The following is a 17,171-nucleotide window of genomic DNA, read 5'->3' as shown; positions in this document are numbered from 1 at the left end:
ATCAGCAACAAATAAATAGAAAATAGAATGAATTCACAGAAGGTGGCGCACGATCGAATGAATATTGTTTTATTATTGCTAAACAAGAAGATATGAGACTTGGCTGCAAGCATTTTTAATGTCATAGTTCGTCAAGGACGTCACATTACATTACGCAGATCGCAAAGAGAGTTGCTAAGCATGGAGCCGTATTGCAGATGAATTCATCGATTCACTCTACCGAAGACGATCTGATTTTCCTCGATGAGCATGATCATGACGAGTCTCTGACTGCCTCAGGAGCCAATGTCAGCTGGCGGATCATGATTATCGACGATGATCCGGATGTGCATTCTGCAACCACATTTGCACTCGGTAGCCTCGAAATACAACACCGTCCACTGAGTTTCCTCCACGCTTATTCTGCAGCAGAAGCACGGGGTATTCTGCAAAGCGAAACCGATATTGCCATTATTTTGCTTGATGTGGTGATGGAGCAGGAAGACGCAGGGCTACAGTTAGTCAATTACATCCGCAAGACACTGGGACTGACTGACGTCAGAATTATTCTCAGAACCGGTCAACCAGGCTATGCGCCGGAAATCGATGCGATCCGTGATTACGATATCAATGATTACAAAACCAAGTCTGAACTGACCCGCACCAAACTGTATACGGCAGTCACTTCCGCAATCCGCTCTTATGAGCAAATTTGCGCAATTAACGCCAGCCGTCACGGACTGGAAATGATCGTCAATGCCAGTACGGAACTGATGGCCTTGCATGGATTGCATAATTTTGCTTCCGGTGTACTGACACAGACCACCAGCCTGCTGGGATTAAATACCGAAGGTTTTGTCTGTTCCCGACAAACGGTAATGCACAACCGGGGGCAAACCGAAGAAGTCCATGTGATCGCAGCCACCAAGGGGTTTAATTACTTGCTGGATCAGCCAGTCTCCGCAGTTAATCAGCCACGAGTTGCCGAGATCGTCACCCGCTCCCTGAATCTGAAACATAGTATTTATGAAGAAGATCTGACGGCGCTATATTTTAACAACGTCGCTAAAAAAGATTTCACGCTGTATCTGGAAGCCGGCCTGCAACTGAATGACATGGATAAGCGCCTGCTGGAGGTCTTCTGCAGCAACGTCTCCGTCGGCCTGGATAATGTGATTCTGACCTCCAGGCTGCATAACTATGCCTTCTATGACCCGCTGACAGGTCTCTCAAACCGTCTCAAGTTATTACAAACGCTGAGTGAGACTCTTAAATCTCCGCTCAAAAACCATAGCGCCCTGTCACTGATTGACATTGATCATTTTGCAGAAACCAACGATGCTCTCGGTCATCAGTTCGGCGACCTGCTGCTCTCTTCAGTGGCGCAACGTCTGCAGACGCATTTTGGAAAAACCTGTCATACAGCTCGCATCGGCAGCGATACCTTCGCACTACTGGGAGATCAGGGACTGGTTTCGCCTGAACAGATTCTTACATTGTTCACCGAACCATTTGATGTCGACCGGCAGGAAGTTCAGTTAACTGCAACCATCGGCCTGATCAAGCTCGATGATTATGATGGCGATGCATCTGAGGCACTCAAAGATACCAATATTGCATTAAAACGTGCAAAAACTCACCGCCGGGGAGGTTATGAATACTTCACCCGGAGCATGGGAGTAGAAATCCGTGAACGGGTGCTGCTGATGCATGCTTTGCGCGCGGCATTTGAACACGAACGTCTGTTTCTGGTCTATCAGCCTCAGGTAGACATGCGGACTGGCAAGATATTAGGTGCCGAAGCGTTGTTGCGCTGGAAAACGGATGAAGGAAAATTCATCCCTCCTGATCAATTCATACCGATTGCCGAATATTCCGGCCTGATCGTTGATATCGGTGAATGGGTATTACGCAGTGCCTGCCACGAACTGGTGACCCTGCGCGAGCTTGGCTATATCGACTTCCAGATGGCGATTAATGTCTCTCAGGCACAGTTCTCTCATCCATTGTTTATGCAGACCCTGCACAGGGCATTAGAAGAAACCCAGGCACCTCCTGAGTTTGTCGAACTCGAAATCACCGAATCTATGGCAATGAAAGATCCAGAGTTACTGATCAAAACATTGCACCAAATTAAACAACTCGGTGTCAGCATTTCCATTGACGATTTCGGAACCGGATTTTCATCGCTGAGCCATCTGCAAAAGCTCGATATCGATAAACTCAAAATTGACCGCGCATTTGTCAATGATATTCAGCAAGATGGAAACGAAGGCAGCATCGCCAAAATGATCGTTCAGCTCGGGCAAAATCTGGGGCTGTCTATCATTGCAGAAGGTGTTGAAAATCAGATGCAGGCGGATACATTGATGTCCTATGGCTGTCATCTGGCTCAGGGTTACTTTTATGCCAGACCGATTGCCAAAGCGGAATTGCATGAATGGCTGAAAAACAGATCTGCCACTAGTTGAGAAATCCGCTTTTCCATCCTCTTTCCACCAGCAGGCCAAGGCGACAGATAACAATCATGTCGCCTATTTTTCATTCTATCCTGCAATCCTGACCGACTATCGCATAGCGGTAGCGTCAATCGCCTGATTTTTTTACAGTACATACATAAAACTTCGATCCACCTTGCCAGCTTGAAAAGAAAGCCATGAATCCGACCGTCATTACCATCAAAGAACTGCTCCGTGAGTTGCGTGAATGGCTGAGCCTGCGCTTTGACCAGACCGCAGCCTGGGTGACTAAATTATCCTGGTGGAAATTTTTTCTTTTTGCGGTAGTGACAATGTCTGCAGGTGCCATGCTGCAGGACATGCTCTTTACATCCGAAGAAAGCGTTGTCGTCACAAAAAACAAACCTCTAAAAAAACTCAAAAAAACACAGCCTATTGATAACGATACCAATATCGAAATTGATGATACCGGGCTACGCATCCGAAAATCCAGCGTCGGTGGAGCCGGCAAACAAATTGAAATTGATGAAAATGGCGTCCGCACAAAGAATATTCCCGCAACACCGGCCAGCAGCGCCAGCGACGCCTTGCCGCCGCCACCCGTGCCGGCACCACCGGTGGCAGCCGCTCCACCAATAGCGCCAGCAGTACCAGTGATGCCGCCAGGCCCCAAAGATCTTGCGCCCGGTGATGACATCCACATCAAATTACCTGCTGACGTGGCAAAAGAAATCAGCGAGGATATCAATAATGCCGTCGCTGATGCTGCCGATGAAGAAGTCCGTAGCTATAAAAAAACTTCCTCAAAATGGTTTGTCAATTTTGTCCTTTTGCTGATCTTTGGCCTGTTTGGCATGAAAATATTAATGAGCGGCAAAGTCCGGGCTGAAGAAAAAGCCAAGGAAGCCGGTCAGGCTGCAGAAAAAGAATCGCTGTTGCGTCAGGTCAGCGAAGCCAAAATGCAGATGATGCAGGCACAGGTTGAGCCACATTTTCTATTTAACACCCTGGCATCGGTCGAACACCTGATCGAAACCGATCCGCCACGCGCAGCCGCCATGCAAAGAAGCCTGATCAGCTATCTGCGCGCCGTATTGCCTCAAATGCGGGAAAATGCCTCAACAACCAATCTGGGACGCGAGGCGGATATGATCAAAGCCTATCTGGATCTGCTGAAGATGCGCATGGAGGAAAGGCTGAATGTTGATTTTGTCATGCCGGAAGGACTGCGCAGCGCCTCCTTCCCTCCCATGATGTTACAGTCTCTCGTTGAAAATGCGATCAAGCACGGGCTGGAATGCAAAGCCGAAGGAGGTACCATCCAGTTCCGGGTTGAAGTTGCCCATAATAAATTGAGAGTCAGCGTTTCTGATAATGGTTTGGGATTCGGTGCAATGCCAAGCAACGGTACAGGCCTCGGACTTCAGAATATCCGTGAAAGACTGAAATTAATTTATAAAGAAAAGGGGCAAATGATCATCACACCGAATCAACCAAGCGGTGTTTGCGTTACCATAGAAATTCCTTATGAATTAGCCAACTGATAATCATGATGCCAACTGCAATCCTTGCCGACGATGAGAGACTCATGCGCGACCAGCTCAGATCAAGACTCGAGCAGGTCTGGCCAGAACTGACCATTCTGGATGAAGCGAAAAATGGTAATGAAGCGATACAACTGGTTGAGCAACACCGCCCCAATCTGGTTTTTCTGGATATTCGCATGCCGATTAAAACAGGCTTGGAAGCTGCTAAAGAAATAGGTAATAAAGCGCACATTGTCTTCATCACGGCTTACGATCAGTACGCGATTGAAGCCTTTGATCATGGTGCAGTCGATTATGTATTGAAGCCTGCTGACGCAGATCGGCTCACAAAAACCGTCGAAAGACTGAAATCACGCCTGCATAGCCAGACACAACCTGCAGACATGAGCACGCTGCTGTCACAATTGGCGAAACAAATGGGGATGTCTCAAAAACCTGTTTATTTGCAATGGATACAGGCATCAATTGGTCAGGAACTGCGCCTGATCCCGGTAGAGGAAATTCTGTTTTTCCAGTCTGACGAAAAGTACACCCGTGTACAGACTGCGTCATACGAAGCACTGATACGCAAACCAGTCCGGGATCTGGCTGAAGAATTAGACCCGGCTTTATTCTGGCAAATTCACCGTTCAACCTTAGTCAATGCCAAGTCTATATCTGGCGTTGTGCGCGATCTCCGTGGGCGCCATCTGGTTCAAGTCAAAGGCATGAATGAAAAACTGGAGGTCAGCAGAAGTTTTGTGCACTTATTCAAACAAATGTGATCTTATATACGACTCAGATCAGGTCAAATACCTAGAGACACATTCCGAAAAAAAGCGCCTTGCTCAGGCGCTTTTTTCTTTCCAATCCGGGAAGTGATTGATTACAAAAGACGCAAACCAAACCACCAGGCAATCGCAGCCACAAATGCGGATGCTGGAATTGTTAACACCCATGCCCAGACAATGTTTCCCGCCACACCCCAGCGTACAGCAGACATTTTCTGTGCTGAGCCAACCCCGACAATCGCTCCAGTGATGGTATGGGTCGTTGATACAGGAACACCCATTGCTGTCGCAATAAATAAGGTAATTGCACCACCTGTTTCTGCACAAAAGCCACCGACCGGTTTTAATTTGGTAATTTTCTGCCCCATCGTTTTCACAATGCGCCACCCCCCAAATAAAGTACCCAGACCAATCGCGCCATAGCAGGATAAAATCACCCACCATGGCGGCATCGCATCCTGCGCACTGGAGTAACCGCCTGCAATCAGCAGCATCCAGATAATTCCCATCGTTTTCTGTGCATCATTACCGCCATGCCCCAGACTGTACATGGAAGCGGATGCCAACTGAAACCGGCGGAACCATCTGTCCACCTTTAATGGCGTTGAATGAACGAACAGCCAGGACACCAGCAACATCATCAGTGACCCCAGGATAAAACCCAGTAACGGCGACAGAACGATAAATGCGATCGTCTTGAGCAAACCGGAGGATAACAAAGCGTTCGTTCCCGACTTCGCCACAGCCGCACCAACCAGACCACCAATCAGGGCATGCGAAGAAGACGAAGGAATACCGAAATACCAGGTAATCAGGTTCCAGAATACGGCACCGACCAATGCACCAAAGATCACGTAATGGTCAATCGCCCATGGCTCTATCGTGCCTTTGCCAATTGTCGCAGCCACTTTCAACTGAAAGAAAAAAACAGCAATGACGTTAAACAGTGCAGCCATGGCAACTGCCGTCTGTGGCTTCAATACCCCTGTTGATACCACGGTTGCAATGGCGTTTGCCGCATCGTGGAAACCATTCATAAAATCAAACAGCAGCGCCAGCACGACCAGCGCCGCGACGACGTAAATGCTTATCTGCAAAGTTTGCATGAAATTTACTCTTTTTGAATTCGGCCTGCACAACCGTAACAGGCCTGTTATTTTTTATTGTGTATCTTCCCCGCCAAACAACCACTTCTCTCCCCGGCAGGTCAGATCAGATCAGACATTCAGACTATTCCAGACCTGTGCATCAGGCGTTTTCAACAATAATGCCTTCAATGATATTTGCCACGTCTTCACAACGATCTGTCACTGTTTCAAGGATTTCATAGATCGCTTTCAGCTTAATCAGATTCCGTACATCAGGTTCATCACGGAACAGTTTAGACATAGCCGCCCGCATGACATGATCAGCATCTGACTCGAGACGATCAATTTCCTCACAGATCGACAAAATTTCTCTTGAGTAATTCATGTTGTGCAGCTTGCTGACTGCCAGCTGAACCTTTTCAGAACAAGCCAGACACAACTCCGCCAGCCGCTTTGCCTCAGGGGTGATTTCACGGATGTCGTACAGCGAAATAGTTTGTGCCCCATCCTCCAGCAAGTCGAGAATATCATCCATGCGGGTAATCAGTTTATGGATGTCATCACGGTCAATCGGCGTGATAAATGTTTTATGCAATAACTCAATGGTGTTATAGGTCACCGTATCGGCTTGTTTTTCTATGCCTTCAATTGCATGTACGCGATTTTCCAGATCATCGAAATTGGTCATCAAAGCCAACATCTCCATGGATCCTTTTACACACAACTCTGCGTGCTGATTAAAAAGCTCAAAGAATTTGCCTTCAGTAGGCATCAAGCGTCCAAACATTTTTTTCTCACTGACAAATAGAAATGAAGATGAATTCTGATCAGAAAAACATCGGTCTGGGAATTGAAACAATCCGGTGGCCGGACTGTTCACCATCACCCTGTCTTAAAAGTTACTCGCTATCTCCGTAGATAGACAAAGAACCAACATAATTATCGAATTTCGTGTATTCACCCAAAAAGGTCAGGCGCACACTGCCAATAGGACCATTACGCTGCTTACCAATAATGATTTCTGCAGTCCCTTTATCCGGCGAATCGGGGTTATAAACCTGATCGCGGTAAATGAACATGATGACGTCAGCATCCTGCTCAATCGCGCCCGATTCACGCAGATCCGACATCACCGGACGCTTATTCGGGCGCTGTTCCAGAGAACGGTTCAACTGGGAAAGCGCAATCACGGGGCAATTCAGTTCTTTTGCCAAACCTTTCAGATTTCGGGAAATTTCCGAAATCTCTGTCGCCCGGTTTTCACCTGCCACATTGGCAGACATCAGCTGCAAGTAATCCACGATAATCAGACCCAGCTTGCCACATTGACGCGCCAGCCGCCGGGAACGTGCTCGCAGCTCAATTGAACTGAGCGCCGGTGTTTCATCAATATATAGCTGCGCCTCATTCATTTTCTGGATGGCATGCGTCAGTCTGGGCCAGTCCTCATCACTCAGCTTACCAATCCGCAAACGGCTCTGGTCAAGGCGCCCAACCGACCCCAACATACGCATTGCCAATTGTGCCCCGCCCATTTCCATAGAAAATACAGCGACAGGTAATCCACTGTCGATGGCAACGTTTTCTCCGATATTCAGCGAAAACGCAGTCTTACCCATCGATGGACGACCCGCAACGATAATCAGATCGCCAGGTTGCAAACCGGAAGTCATTTTATCCAGATCAACAAACCCCGTTGGCACGCCAGTAATATCATTTTGGTTGTCGCGGTTGTAGAGCTCATCAATGCGCTCCACAACCTGCGTCAACAGCGGCTGAATTGCCTGAAAACCCTGGGCACCACGTGCGCCCTCTTCTGCGATGGCAAATATTTTAGACTCTGCCTCATCCAGCATCTGTTTGACTTCTTTACCCTGCGGATTGAAGGCATTGCCTGCAATTTCATCGGATACCGTAATCAGCTTGCGCAATACGCCACGGTCACGGACGATTTCCGCATATCGTCGGATATTTGCAGCAGATGGTGTATTTTGCGCCAGTGCATTCAAATAAACCAAGCCGCCAGCATCCTCTGCTTTACCCTGTACACTCAGCGCTTCATATACAGTAATCACGTCTGCCGGCCTGGATGAATTAATCAACTTCACCATGCACTGAAAAATCAGACGATGGTCGTAACGATAAAAATCATCCTCGCCAATAAAGTCTGCAATTCGATCCCATGCAGCATTGTCCAGCAACAAGCCGCCCAAGACGGACTGTTCTGCTTCTATTGAATGAGGAGGAACGCGGATAGCGTCTAACTGTGGATCGGGAGCGGCTTTCATGGCGCGCATTATACCTGCTAATTCTGATTACCAACGAACCCGGACTGGGTAACAATTGGACATTATGCTGTTCCAACAACAAATAAATTATATAAATAATTTATCAAAAAAAATAAAAAAGCCGGGCAATAACCCGGCTTTTTTATTTTGAAAAGCGGCTAAATTACGCCTGCTCTCCAACAACTGCGACGTTCACATTAACAACAACGTCAGTGTGCAATGCAACGGAAACCGCGTGGTCGCCAACAATTTTCAATGGACCTTGTGGCAAACGGACTTGTGCTTTCTCAACCGCGAAACCTTGTTTAGCCAGGGCTTCAGCGATATCAAAATTAGTTACGGAACCGAACAAACGACCATCAACACCAGCTTTCTGAGCGATCTGAACAGTAGAGCCTTCCAGTTTTTCGCCTTGTGCCTGAGCTGCTGCCAATTTCTCAGCTGCCGCCTTTTCGAGCTCTGCACGCTTTGCTTCAAATTCAGCAATCGCTGCCGCAGTTGCGCGACGAGCCATACGTTGCGGGATCAGAAAATTACGTGCGTAACCATCTTTCACACGAACTACATCACCGAGATTGCCGAGATTAACGACTTTATCCATCAGAATAACTTGCATATTTTTCTCCTAATATCCTGTCGTCAATTACGCTGTGTGCAGATCAGTGTAAGGCAACAACGCTAAGTAGCGTGCACGCTTGATCGCTGTGTCAACCTGACGCTGATACAAAGCCTTAGTGCCGGTCAGACGGGCTGGCATGATTTTGCCATTTTCCTGAACGAAATCTTTCAGAGTGTCGATATCTTTGTAATCAACTTTCTCTACATGTGCTGCTGTGAAGCGGCAGAATTTTTTACGCTTAAACAAAGGATTTTGTTGCTGGCGCTTTTGCTTCAATTTGTTTTTATCAAATTTTTTACCGAATGCCATTTTTGGCTCCTAATCTAGTAAATTCATCCCGAAATTCGTTACATGAAAAACGAGACTTTTGCTGTTGCGGTTTTTGCGTGCCAGGAATCCGGTGAATTCGCACTCCAGTTCCAGCGGAATTTCAGAAAAGCTTTTCGAAATATCTCCTGCAGCAATTGCAGAAATTTCCATTTCAACCAGTCTGATCAATCCTGCTTCTGTCTGCTGAGAACTGTGCATCAGCACAGCACTGGCTATCGGAACACCTGCCGGCGTAAAACGTAATGCAGATTTCTCGATGATTTTTGCAAACAGACTGAGTTGGTTCACCGTACCGTCACACGACCTTTTCAACTAATGAAATTAAGCGGCTGGCGCTTCAACGCGCTGTGCCTTCGCTGCATCTTCCTTCTGAACAGCTTTCATCATTGGAGATGGTGCTGTTTCAGCTTTTTTCATTTTAACTGTCAGGTGGCGCAGAACAGCATCATTGAATTTGAATGCGGTTTCCAGTTCGAGCAGAGTTTCTGCGTCGCACTCGATGTTCATGCAAACATAGTGTGCTTTTGCCAGTTTCTGAATCATGTAAGCCAATTGACGACGGCCCCAATCTTCAACGCGATGGATCTGACCACCACGTGCAACAACACTGGCCTTATAACGCTCGATCATTGCCGGCACCTGCTCGCTTTGATCGGGATGTACGATAAATACGATTTCATAATGACGCATATATTCTCCTTGTGGACAATAAAAATAGCCTGCCCCGGCGTCAAGACGAGTGCAGGAAGAGGAAAGCCGATTATGATAACCCAGTTTAATGATTAATACAAATCACTTTAACTAATCGCAATAGACATCTAAAAATATATCAAATTTTCCTTGCACAGAACATCTCACTGTATAAAAATACAGACTGTCTATACGTACAGCGCAATTCGCGCATTGACCTCATGCTAAAGCTGACCGCAAGACAGGAACAAATCCTGAATCTCATAAAAGATGCCATCCACCAGACAGGTTTCCCTCCAACCAGGGCTGAAATAGCATCTGCGCTCGGCTTCCGCTCGACTAACGCTGCCGAAGAACATCTGCAGGCACTCGCCAGAAAAGGCGTGATTGAAATTGCGGCAGGCACTTCACGGGGAATTCGCTTGCTGGACTCTGACTTATCGAGTCATATTACCGGCTCTCTCTCTGCCAGTTCAGTATCTGCAAATCTGACCATTCCGCTAGTCGGACGCGTTGCAGCCGGCTCCCCCATTCTTGCGAGCGAACATATTGAGTCAAGCTATCAGGTGGATCCCGCTCTTTTTTCTGCCAAACCTGATTTTTTACTAAAAGTTCGTGGCATGTCCATGCGCGATGCCGGTATTCTGGATGGTGATCTGCTGGCTGTAAAAAAGACAGATCATGCCAGAAATGGTCAGATTATCGTTGCCAGACTGGGTGACGACGTCACTGTCAAGCGTTACAAAAAAACAGAAAACGGGGTAGAGTTAATTCCAGAAAATCCAGACTACTCCATTATTCACGTCAGCGAAAATGAAACAGATTTTTCTTTAGAGGGATTGGCTGTGGGACTAATGAGAAACTGGGTCTAATCTGATGCCGAATTGAAGAACCTCTTACGACACCTGCTATCAAATTTTCTGATTGACAAAAAAATGCCCTGAAAATCAGGGCATTTTTTAAATCACAAAAACAGACTTAATGCTTTACCACCGCTGACTCATCAGTGCCCGCCGCTGGAGTAGCGGCGATACTGACATCCTCATCCGGCAACGCTGCCGGCTGACTCTCCAGAGCAATTTCAAGAACTTTATCGATCCAACGGACTGGAATAATCTCAAGCCTGTTTTTAACATTATCCGGAATTTCCGTCAGATCCTTTGCATTTTCTTCCGGGATTAAAACAGTTTTGATACCCCCCCGGTGAGCTGCAAGCAACTTCTCTTTCAGCCCACCGATCGGCAATACTTCGCCTCGCAACGTGATCTCACCAGTCATTGCAACATCGGCACGAACCGGAATTCCGGTAAAAACAGAAACCAATGCAGTCGTCATCGCAATACCTGCGGAAGGGCCATCCTTGGGCGTTGCACCTTCCGGTACGTGGATGTGTATATCGCTTTTCTCAAACACATCCGACTTGATGCCAAGCCGCTTGGCGCGGCTACGCACAACAGTTCTGGCTGCCTCAATCGACTCCTTCATCACGTCGCCCAAAGTGCCAGTACGGATAACACCACCCTTGCCAGGCATAGACACGGCTTCAATCGTCAACAGATCGCCACCAACTTCGGTCCATGCCAGACCGACCACCTGCCCAATCTGATTTTCCTTAACAGCAACACCAAAATCATAACGACGGACTCCGAGATATTTATCCAGATTTTTTGCTGTGATAGTCGCCTTTTTCTCATTTTTTTTGAGTAACAGCATCTTCACCACTTTGCGACAAATCTTGGAAATTTCTCTCTCCAAAGAACGGACGCCAGCTTCGCGAGTGTAATAGCGGATGATGTCCCGTATCGCACTTTCCGCAACGCCGATTTCAGTTTCTTTTAAACCGTTATTTTTAATTTGTTTTGGCAACAGATAACGTTGCGCAATACTGGTTTTTTCGTCTTCGGTATAACCGGACAAGCGAATCACTTCCATCCTGTCCAGCAGAGCAGCTGGAATATTGTAGGAATTTGATGTTGCAACAAACATCACGTCAGACAAATCGAAGTCAACTTCGATGTAATGATCGGAAAAAGTATGATTCTGTTCCGGATCAAGCACTTCCAGTAAAGCTGAAGATGGATCGCCACGGAAGTCTGCGCCCATTTTATCCACTTCATCCAGTAAAAACAGGGGGTTGCGCACACCGACTTTGGCCAGGCTCTGCAAAATCTTTCCGGGCATTGATCCGATATAAGTACGACGATGACCGCGGATTTCCGCCTCATCACGCACACCACCGAGCGCCATACGCACAAACTTCCGGTTTGTCGCGCGGGCAATGGATTGTCCAAGTGACGTTTTTCCGACACCGGGTGGACCAACGAGACACAGAATAGGCGCCTTCAATTTATCTACGCGTTGCTGTACTGCAAGATACTCAAGGATGCGCTCTTTCACTTTATCGAGTCCGTAATGCTCATCCTCCAACACTTTCTCGGCATTGGTCAGATCATTATTGACCTTAGACTTTTTCTTCCACGGTAAACCGACGATCGTATCAATGTAGTTACGCACGACTGTCGCCTCGGCAGACATGGGCGACATCATCTTGAGTTTTTTCAACTCATTCATCGCTTTGTCGCGGGCTTCCCTGGGCATTTTGGCAGCGGTGATTTTTTTCTCAAGCTCATCAATATCAGCGCCTTCCTCTCCCTCGCCCAACTCCTTTTGAATCGCCTTGACCTGCTCATTCAGATAATATTCGCGTTGAGATTTTTCCATCTGACGCTTGACGCGGCCACGGATACGCTTTTCAACTTGCAAAATATCGAGCTCTCCCTCAAGCTGCCCCAGCAAATGTTCGAGCCGCTTAGCGACGCTGAATATTTCGAGAATAACCTGCTTTTGCTCGAGCTTCAGAGGTAAATGTGCGGCAATCGTATCGGCCAGACGGCCGGCATCATCAATGCCGGAGAGAGAAGCCAGAATTTCAGGCGGGATTTTTTTGTTCAGTTTGACGTACTGATCAAACTGTTGAACGATCGCACGGCGCATCGCCTCAACTTCGGAATCATCTTCTTCAACAGCCGCTACCGGCGTCAGTTCTGCACTGAAATGCGATTCAGAATCATGGATTTTGTGAATCCGCGCACGCTGCGCCCCCTCTACCAGCACTTTTACCGTGCCATCGGGCAACTTCAGCATTTGCAGGATATTGGCAACACAGCCAATTTCGTAAATATCGTCCGCAGATGGCTCATCTTTCGCCGCGGCTTTTTGCGCAGCAAGCATAATGCTTTTACCCTGATCCATTGCAGCCTCTAAGGCTTTGATAGACTTTGGTCGGCCGACAAATAAAGGAATCACCATATGTGGAAACACCACTACATCCCTCAGTGGAAGTAATGGTAATTGGATTTGCTCGGTCATCAGAGTAGTCGTCATGGCGCACCTTTCATAAATACTGGTTAACAATGTTGGCGCACAGGGCTAAAACACAAGCCCATCTCATTAAAAACAACAAAAAAAGCCACGCAGAGGGGTTCTCCGGGTAGCTTTACGATTGAAGCTGATCTATTTTATCGCCCTATTCTACAGCGATTAGATTTTTCTGGCAGGCAGATGAAAGACTTTTTCTTTGATCTGCTTGCCAGGTTTCCCTGATCAGGCACCAGAAACTTTCGCCGGCTCCTGATAAATCAGCAAAGGCTTCGCACCATTAGTAATCGTATTCTCATCAATGACTACTTTTTCAACGTTCTGGTGACTAGGCAGATCGTACATAATGTCCAGCAATGCATGCTCAAGAATAGAACGCAGTCCGCGGGCGCCTGTTTTACGGGCAATCGCTTTTTTCGCAATGGCTTGTAATGCCGCAGGACGAATTTCCAGCTCAGTGCCTTCCATTTCAAGCAACTTTGCATATTGCTTAATCAGCGCATTTTTTGGCTCAACCAGAATCTGGATTAACGCTGCTTCATCCAGCTCATTTAATGTGGCTATCACCGGCAAACGCCCCACCAGCTCGGGAATCAATCCAAACTTAATCAGATCCTGAGGCTCTGCATCCTGCATGACTTGACTGGCACTTTTCTCGGTCTGACTTTTAACGCTGGCAGAAAAACCAATCCCACTACGTTCGGACCGGTCAGAAATAATTTTGGCCAGGCCATCAAATGCGCCACCACAAATGAACATGATGTTAGTCGTGTCAATTTGGATGAAGTCCTGATTTGGATGCTTGCGTCCACCCTGAGGAGGCACGGACGCCATCGTGCCCTCAATCAGTTTCAGCAACGCTTGCTGCACACCTTCGCCGGAAACATCGCGCGTGATGGAAGGATTGTCAGATTTGCGGGAAATTTTATCAATTTCATCGATATAAACAATCCCCTTTTGCGCGCGCTCGACTTCGTAATTACAGTTTTGCAGTAATTTTTGAATAATGTTCTCAACATCTTCGCCGACATATCCAGCCTCGGTCAACGTCGTCGCGTCAGCAATCACAAATGGCACATTCAGCATACGGGCCAAGGTCTGTGCCAGCAACGTTTTTCCCGACCCTGTCGGGCCAACCAGCAAAATATTACTTTTTGCCAGTTCCACATCATCTTTTTTTCCGAGATGCTTAAGACGTTTGTAATGGTTATATACGGCAACTGCGAGTATGCGCTTGGCTGTTGCCTGCCCGATCACGTACTGATCCAACAGATCCGTAATTTCCTGGGGTGTGGGGAGTTCATTTTTTGCACTCGCAATGTTGTCAATCTCTGAGACTTCATCGCGAATGATATCGTTACACAAATCAATACACTCGTCGCAAATGAAAACCGACGGCCCAGCAATCAGTTTCTTAACCTCATGTTGACTCTTTCCACAGAATGAGCAGTAAAGCAGTTTTTCACTGCCGGAGGATTTTTTATCGGACATGGTGCGAATAGAAAGCAAATAAAATTAAATCAGGACAGCATGGATGCATATTACCTGCAAAAACCAATTTCGTCATGGCATCTCAGCATTTAGACAGATTGCATACGCCCAACCGGCATAGCGCTGACGACCACCAATAAAAAACGCCCGAACCTTCGCAGGAGCGGGCGTTTCAAAATCAGTGAAACTCACGCGCGATGTGCCAGTACCTTGTCGATCAAACCGTATTCCACCGCGGCATCGGCGGACATGAAATTATCACGGTCAGTATCTTTCGCAATCTGCTCGAGGCTACGGCCAGTTTTTTCAGCGAGAATACCATTGAGGCGTTCACGCAGATACAGGATTTCCCTGGCCTGGATTTCAATATCCGATGCCTGCCCCTGAGCACCACCCAATGGCTGATGAATCATGATACGAGAATTCGGCAACGAAAATCGCTTACCTTTTGCACCGGCAGCCAGCAGGAAGGCGCCCATCGAAGCCGCCATACCAGTACACAGAGTGGAAACATCCGGTTTTATGAACTGCATGGTATCGTAGATTGCCATGCCAGCAGAAACGGAACCACCCGGTGAATTGATATAGAGAGAAATATCCTTATCCGGATTTTCACTTTCAAGAAAAAGCAATTGCGCCACGACCAGATTAGCCGTCTGGTCATTCACCGGACCTACCAGGAAAATCACCCGCTCTTTGAGCAGACGGGAGTAAATATCGTAAGAACGCTCACCACGCCCACTCTGCTCAATCACCATCGGCACCATGCCCAGCATATTGGTATCCAACGCCGAATTACGGATGATGCCTGTCATGTAGAGTTCCTTTATTTGTTAAGCTTGTGCGTTATTGCCCATCAACTCATCAAAAGGCAGTGTTTTTTCTGTGACTTTTGATTTACCCAGCACATAGTTAACGACGTTTTCTTCCAATACAAGGGCTTCTACTTCTGCCAGACGATTGCGGTCGCTGTAGTAGTATTTCACCACTTGCTGCGGGTCTTCGTAACTTTGGGCAAAATCTTCAACTTGCGCCTTGATCTGGTCAGCAGTTGCCTGCAGGCTATTGGCCTTGACCATCTCAGCCAGAATCAGGCCGAGACGCACACGGCGCTCTGCCTGTGCATTGAACAATTCTGTAGGGAATGGAACATCTTTTACATTCATTCCACGCTGCGCCATATCCTGCCGGGTCATTTCTGCCAAACGTTCGCTGTCTTGCGCAACCAAAGCTTTAGGCACATCAAAAGCAACAGCTTTAACCAGCGCATCCATCACGCTTTCTTTGGTTTTTGCCTTGACACGTCCGCGTACTTCACGCTCAAGGTTATCCTTGATGTCATTGCGCATCTTTACCAGATCGCCATCCTCGACACCCAGCATTTTAGCGAAATCAGCATCCACCTCAGGCAAATGCGCCAACTCAATCTTCGTCAGGGTAATAGTGAATTCAGCAGTTTTTCCGGCAACGTCTTTACCGTGATAATCCTCAGGGAAGCTCAGCGGGAAAGTTTTGGATTCGCCAGCCTTCAAACCCAGTGTAGCAGCTTCGAACTCCGGCAGCATGCGACCTTCGCCCAAGATAAAAACGAAGTCATCCGCTTTACCGCCTGCAAATTCAACACCATCAATTTTTCCGACGAAATTGACAGTCACACGATCGCCATTCTGAGCGGACTGATCAGCGCCGCCGTCACCGTGCGCGCCCTGTTCCCCCTTCACATGGAAGTGAACGCGCTGCTTGCGCAGAATATCGATCGTCTTATCGATCTCAGCATCTGTCACATCCGATTTAACCTGCTCAACTTCGGCAGAAGACAAATCACCAATCCGGATTTCCGGATACACTTCAAAAGTCGCATTGAATGCCAGCGTACCCTCTGCAACACCTTCGCCGGACTTCGGCTCGATGTTTGGATAGCCTGCGACACGCAGATTATTTTCATTTGCCGCAGCAGCAAATGCCTGACCGACTTTATCGTTCAGAACTTCATTTTCAATCTGATAACCGTACTGAGCCGCGACCATCTTCATTGGCACTTTACCTGGACGAAAACCAGGAGCCTTTGCTGTACGTGCACGCACCTTCAAACGCTTTTCAACTTCCGATTGCACATCAGCGACCGGGAAGGAAATCGTGAGGCGGCGTTCCAATTTATCTAAAGTTTCGACTGCAGTTGCCATGAAAATCGTCCAAATAGTAAAAATTCTGTGGTGCGAGGAGGGGGACTCGAACCCCCACACCATTGCTGGCGTCAGGACCTAAACCTGGTGCGTCTACCAATTTCGCCATCCTCGCGGAATGAGTTTGTTAGCTACCCTGAATACCGGCATTGATCTGCGACGCATCCGGCACAAAAGCAAAGGGCGACCCGAACATCAAGCGTCGCCCAGAACTAATGTATGTGGCATTACAACTCCAGCCCATTATTCTACTGGATTTTAAAATCCTGTGGCTTATTTTTTTGATGTCGATTACAAAACATTTCAGGGCATTTCGGGCAAATCAGAAATAATTTGCCCGAAATACGGC

General features: G+C 47.5%; 15 protein-coding genes and 1 tRNA gene. 4 read left to right on the top strand and 12 right to left on the bottom strand.

The genetic code is table 11. From position 1 onward, the window contains the following. The first annotated feature begins 197 nt into the window (after positions 1-197). The 3 genes from HV832_RS15460 to HV832_RS15450 all read left to right on the top strand — a co-directional run bounded on the left by HV832_RS15460 (position 198) and on the right by HV832_RS15450 (position 4,749). On the top strand, positions 198-2,450 hold the full coding sequence (locus HV832_RS15460; RefSeq protein WP_176804757.1) for a bifunctional diguanylate cyclase/phosphodiesterase: 2,253 nt from the start codon (positions 198-200) through the stop codon (positions 2,448-2,450). A 185-nt stretch (positions 2,451-2,635) separates the two neighbouring features. After that, on the top strand, positions 2,636-3,982 hold the full coding sequence (locus HV832_RS15455) for a sensor histidine kinase (RefSeq protein ID WP_176804756.1): 1,347 nt from the start codon (positions 2,636-2,638) through the stop codon (positions 3,980-3,982). Positions 3,983-3,990: 8 nt separating this feature from the next. After that, positions 3,991-4,749, top strand: a complete 759-nt coding sequence (locus HV832_RS15450; RefSeq protein WP_176804793.1) for a LytR/AlgR family response regulator transcription factor — start codon at positions 3,991-3,993, stop codon at positions 4,747-4,749. A 101-nt stretch (positions 4,750-4,850) separates the two neighbouring features. Here the strand turns inward: HV832_RS15450 and HV832_RS15445 are convergent, their stop codons facing one another. The 7 genes from HV832_RS15445 to rpsF all read right to left on the bottom strand — a co-directional run bounded on the left by HV832_RS15445 (position 4,851) and on the right by rpsF (position 9,770). Next, positions 4,851-5,861: an inorganic phosphate transporter gene (locus HV832_RS15445; RefSeq protein ID WP_176804755.1), complete on the bottom strand. Its 1,011-nt coding sequence runs from the start codon at positions 5,859-5,861 to the stop codon at positions 4,851-4,853. Between the two features lie 142 nt (positions 5,862-6,003). Then, positions 6,004-6,630 (bottom strand): DUF47 domain-containing protein, encoded by a 627-nt coding sequence (locus HV832_RS15440; RefSeq protein ID WP_176804792.1) that lies wholly within the window; start codon positions 6,628-6,630, stop codon positions 6,004-6,006. Positions 6,631-6,742: 112 nt separating this feature from the next. Then, complete coding sequence (locus HV832_RS15435; protein WP_399311200.1) at positions 6,743-8,131, bottom strand: replicative DNA helicase; 1,389 nt, start codon at positions 8,129-8,131, stop codon at positions 6,743-6,745. A gap of 163 nt (positions 8,132-8,294) precedes the next feature. Continuing rightward, the gene (rplI, locus tag HV832_RS15430; protein ID WP_176804753.1) at positions 8,295-8,747 is read right to left on the bottom strand and encodes a 50S ribosomal protein L9; all 453 of its coding nucleotides are present in this window, start codon (positions 8,745-8,747) and stop codon (positions 8,295-8,297) included. Positions 8,748-8,774: 27 nt separating this feature from the next. After that, on the bottom strand, positions 8,775-9,059 hold the full coding sequence (gene rpsR, locus HV832_RS15425; protein WP_176804752.1) for a 30S ribosomal protein S18: 285 nt from the start codon (positions 9,057-9,059) through the stop codon (positions 8,775-8,777). 9 nt (positions 9,060-9,068) lie between these two features. After that, the gene (gene priB, locus HV832_RS15420; protein WP_176804751.1) at positions 9,069-9,368 is read right to left on the bottom strand and encodes a primosomal replication protein N; all 300 of its coding nucleotides are present in this window, start codon (positions 9,366-9,368) and stop codon (positions 9,069-9,071) included. A gap of 33 nt (positions 9,369-9,401) precedes the next feature. Then, positions 9,402-9,770 carry a 30S ribosomal protein S6 gene (rpsF, locus tag HV832_RS15415; RefSeq protein WP_176804750.1) on the bottom strand — a complete coding sequence of 123 codons (369 nt, stop codon included), beginning with the start codon at positions 9,768-9,770 and terminating at the stop codon, positions 9,402-9,404. 221 nt (positions 9,771-9,991) lie between these two features. Between rpsF and lexA the strand changes: the two genes are divergently transcribed. After that, on the top strand, positions 9,992-10,642 hold the full coding sequence (gene lexA, locus HV832_RS15410) for a transcriptional repressor LexA (RefSeq protein WP_176804749.1): 651 nt from the start codon (positions 9,992-9,994) through the stop codon (positions 10,640-10,642). 106 nt (positions 10,643-10,748) lie between these two features. Here the strand turns inward: lexA and lon are convergent, their stop codons facing one another. The 5 genes from lon to HV832_RS15385 form a co-directional block, all read right to left on the bottom strand. Beyond that, a complete protein-coding gene (gene lon / locus HV832_RS15405) occupies positions 10,749-13,154 on the bottom strand; it encodes an endopeptidase La (protein WP_176804748.1) in 2,406 nt (801 codons plus the stop codon). Positions 13,155-13,373: 219 nt separating this feature from the next. Next, positions 13,374-14,639, bottom strand: a complete 1,266-nt coding sequence (gene clpX, locus HV832_RS15400) for an ATP-dependent Clp protease ATP-binding subunit ClpX (RefSeq protein ID WP_176804747.1) — start codon at positions 14,637-14,639, stop codon at positions 13,374-13,376. 188 nt (positions 14,640-14,827) lie between these two features. Continuing rightward, entirely contained in the window at positions 14,828-15,454 is a 627-nt protein-coding gene (clpP, locus tag HV832_RS15395; protein WP_280525087.1) for an ATP-dependent Clp endopeptidase proteolytic subunit ClpP, read from the bottom strand. An 18-nt stretch (positions 15,455-15,472) separates the two neighbouring features. After that, a complete protein-coding gene (tig, locus tag HV832_RS15390) occupies positions 15,473-16,822 on the bottom strand; it encodes a trigger factor (RefSeq protein ID WP_176804746.1) in 1,350 nt (449 codons plus the stop codon). Between the two features lie 28 nt (positions 16,823-16,850). Further along, a tRNA-Leu gene (locus HV832_RS15385) sits at positions 16,851-16,937 on the bottom strand. Positions 16,938-17,171 lie beyond the last annotated feature (234 nt).

It is taken from the genome of Cognatundibacterium oligocarboniphilum (assembly GCF_013377855.1).
In the GTDB taxonomy this organism is placed as follows: domain Bacteria; phylum Pseudomonadota; class Gammaproteobacteria; order Burkholderiales; family Burkholderiaceae_D; genus Undibacterium; species Undibacterium oligocarboniphilum.
The sequence above is the reverse complement of the archived record's forward strand: the minus strand, read 5'-3'. Positions and strand labels throughout refer to the sequence as shown.

Bases quoted from the DNA above. Each gene is read 5' to 3' on its own strand.
- HV832_RS15460 (WP_176804757.1), top strand. From the start codon at position 198: ATGAATTCATCGATTCACTCTACCGAAGACGATCTGATTTTCCTCGAT.
- HV832_RS15455 (WP_176804756.1), top strand. From the start codon at position 2,636: ATGAATCCGACCGTCATTACCATCAAAGAACTGCTCCGTGAGTTGCGT.
- HV832_RS15450 (WP_176804793.1), top strand. From the start codon at position 3,991: ATGCCAACTGCAATCCTTGCCGACGATGAGAGACTCATGCGCGACCAG.
- HV832_RS15445 (WP_176804755.1), bottom strand. From the start codon at position 5,861: ATGCAAACTTTGCAGATAAGCATTTACGTCGTCGCGGCGCTGGTCGTG.
- HV832_RS15440 (WP_176804792.1), bottom strand. From the start codon at position 6,630: ATGTTTGGACGCTTGATGCCTACTGAAGGCAAATTCTTTGAGCTTTTT.
- HV832_RS15435 (WP_399311200.1), bottom strand. From the start codon at position 8,131: ATGAAAGCCGCTCCCGATCCACAGTTAGACGCTATCCGCGTTCCTCCT.
- rplI (WP_176804753.1), bottom strand. From the start codon at position 8,747: ATGCAAGTTATTCTGATGGATAAAGTCGTTAATCTCGGCAATCTCGGT.
- rpsR (WP_176804752.1), bottom strand. From the start codon at position 9,059: ATGGCATTCGGTAAAAAATTTGATAAAAACAAATTGAAGCAAAAGCGC.
- rpsF (WP_176804750.1), bottom strand. From the start codon at position 9,770: ATGCGTCATTATGAAATCGTATTTATCGTACATCCCGATCAAAGCGAG.
- lexA (WP_176804749.1), top strand. From the start codon at position 9,992: ATGCTAAAGCTGACCGCAAGACAGGAACAAATCCTGAATCTCATAAAA.
- lon (WP_176804748.1), bottom strand. From the start codon at position 13,154: ATGACGACTACTCTGATGACCGAGCAAATCCAATTACCATTACTTCCA.
- clpX (WP_176804747.1), bottom strand. From the start codon at position 14,639: ATGTCCGATAAAAAATCCTCCGGCAGTGAAAAACTGCTTTACTGCTCA.
- clpP (WP_280525087.1), bottom strand. From the start codon at position 15,454: ATGACAGGCATCATCCGTAATTCGGCGTTGGATACCAATATGCTGGGC.
- tig (WP_176804746.1), bottom strand. From the start codon at position 16,822: ATGGCAACTGCAGTCGAAACTTTAGATAAATTGGAACGCCGCCTCACG.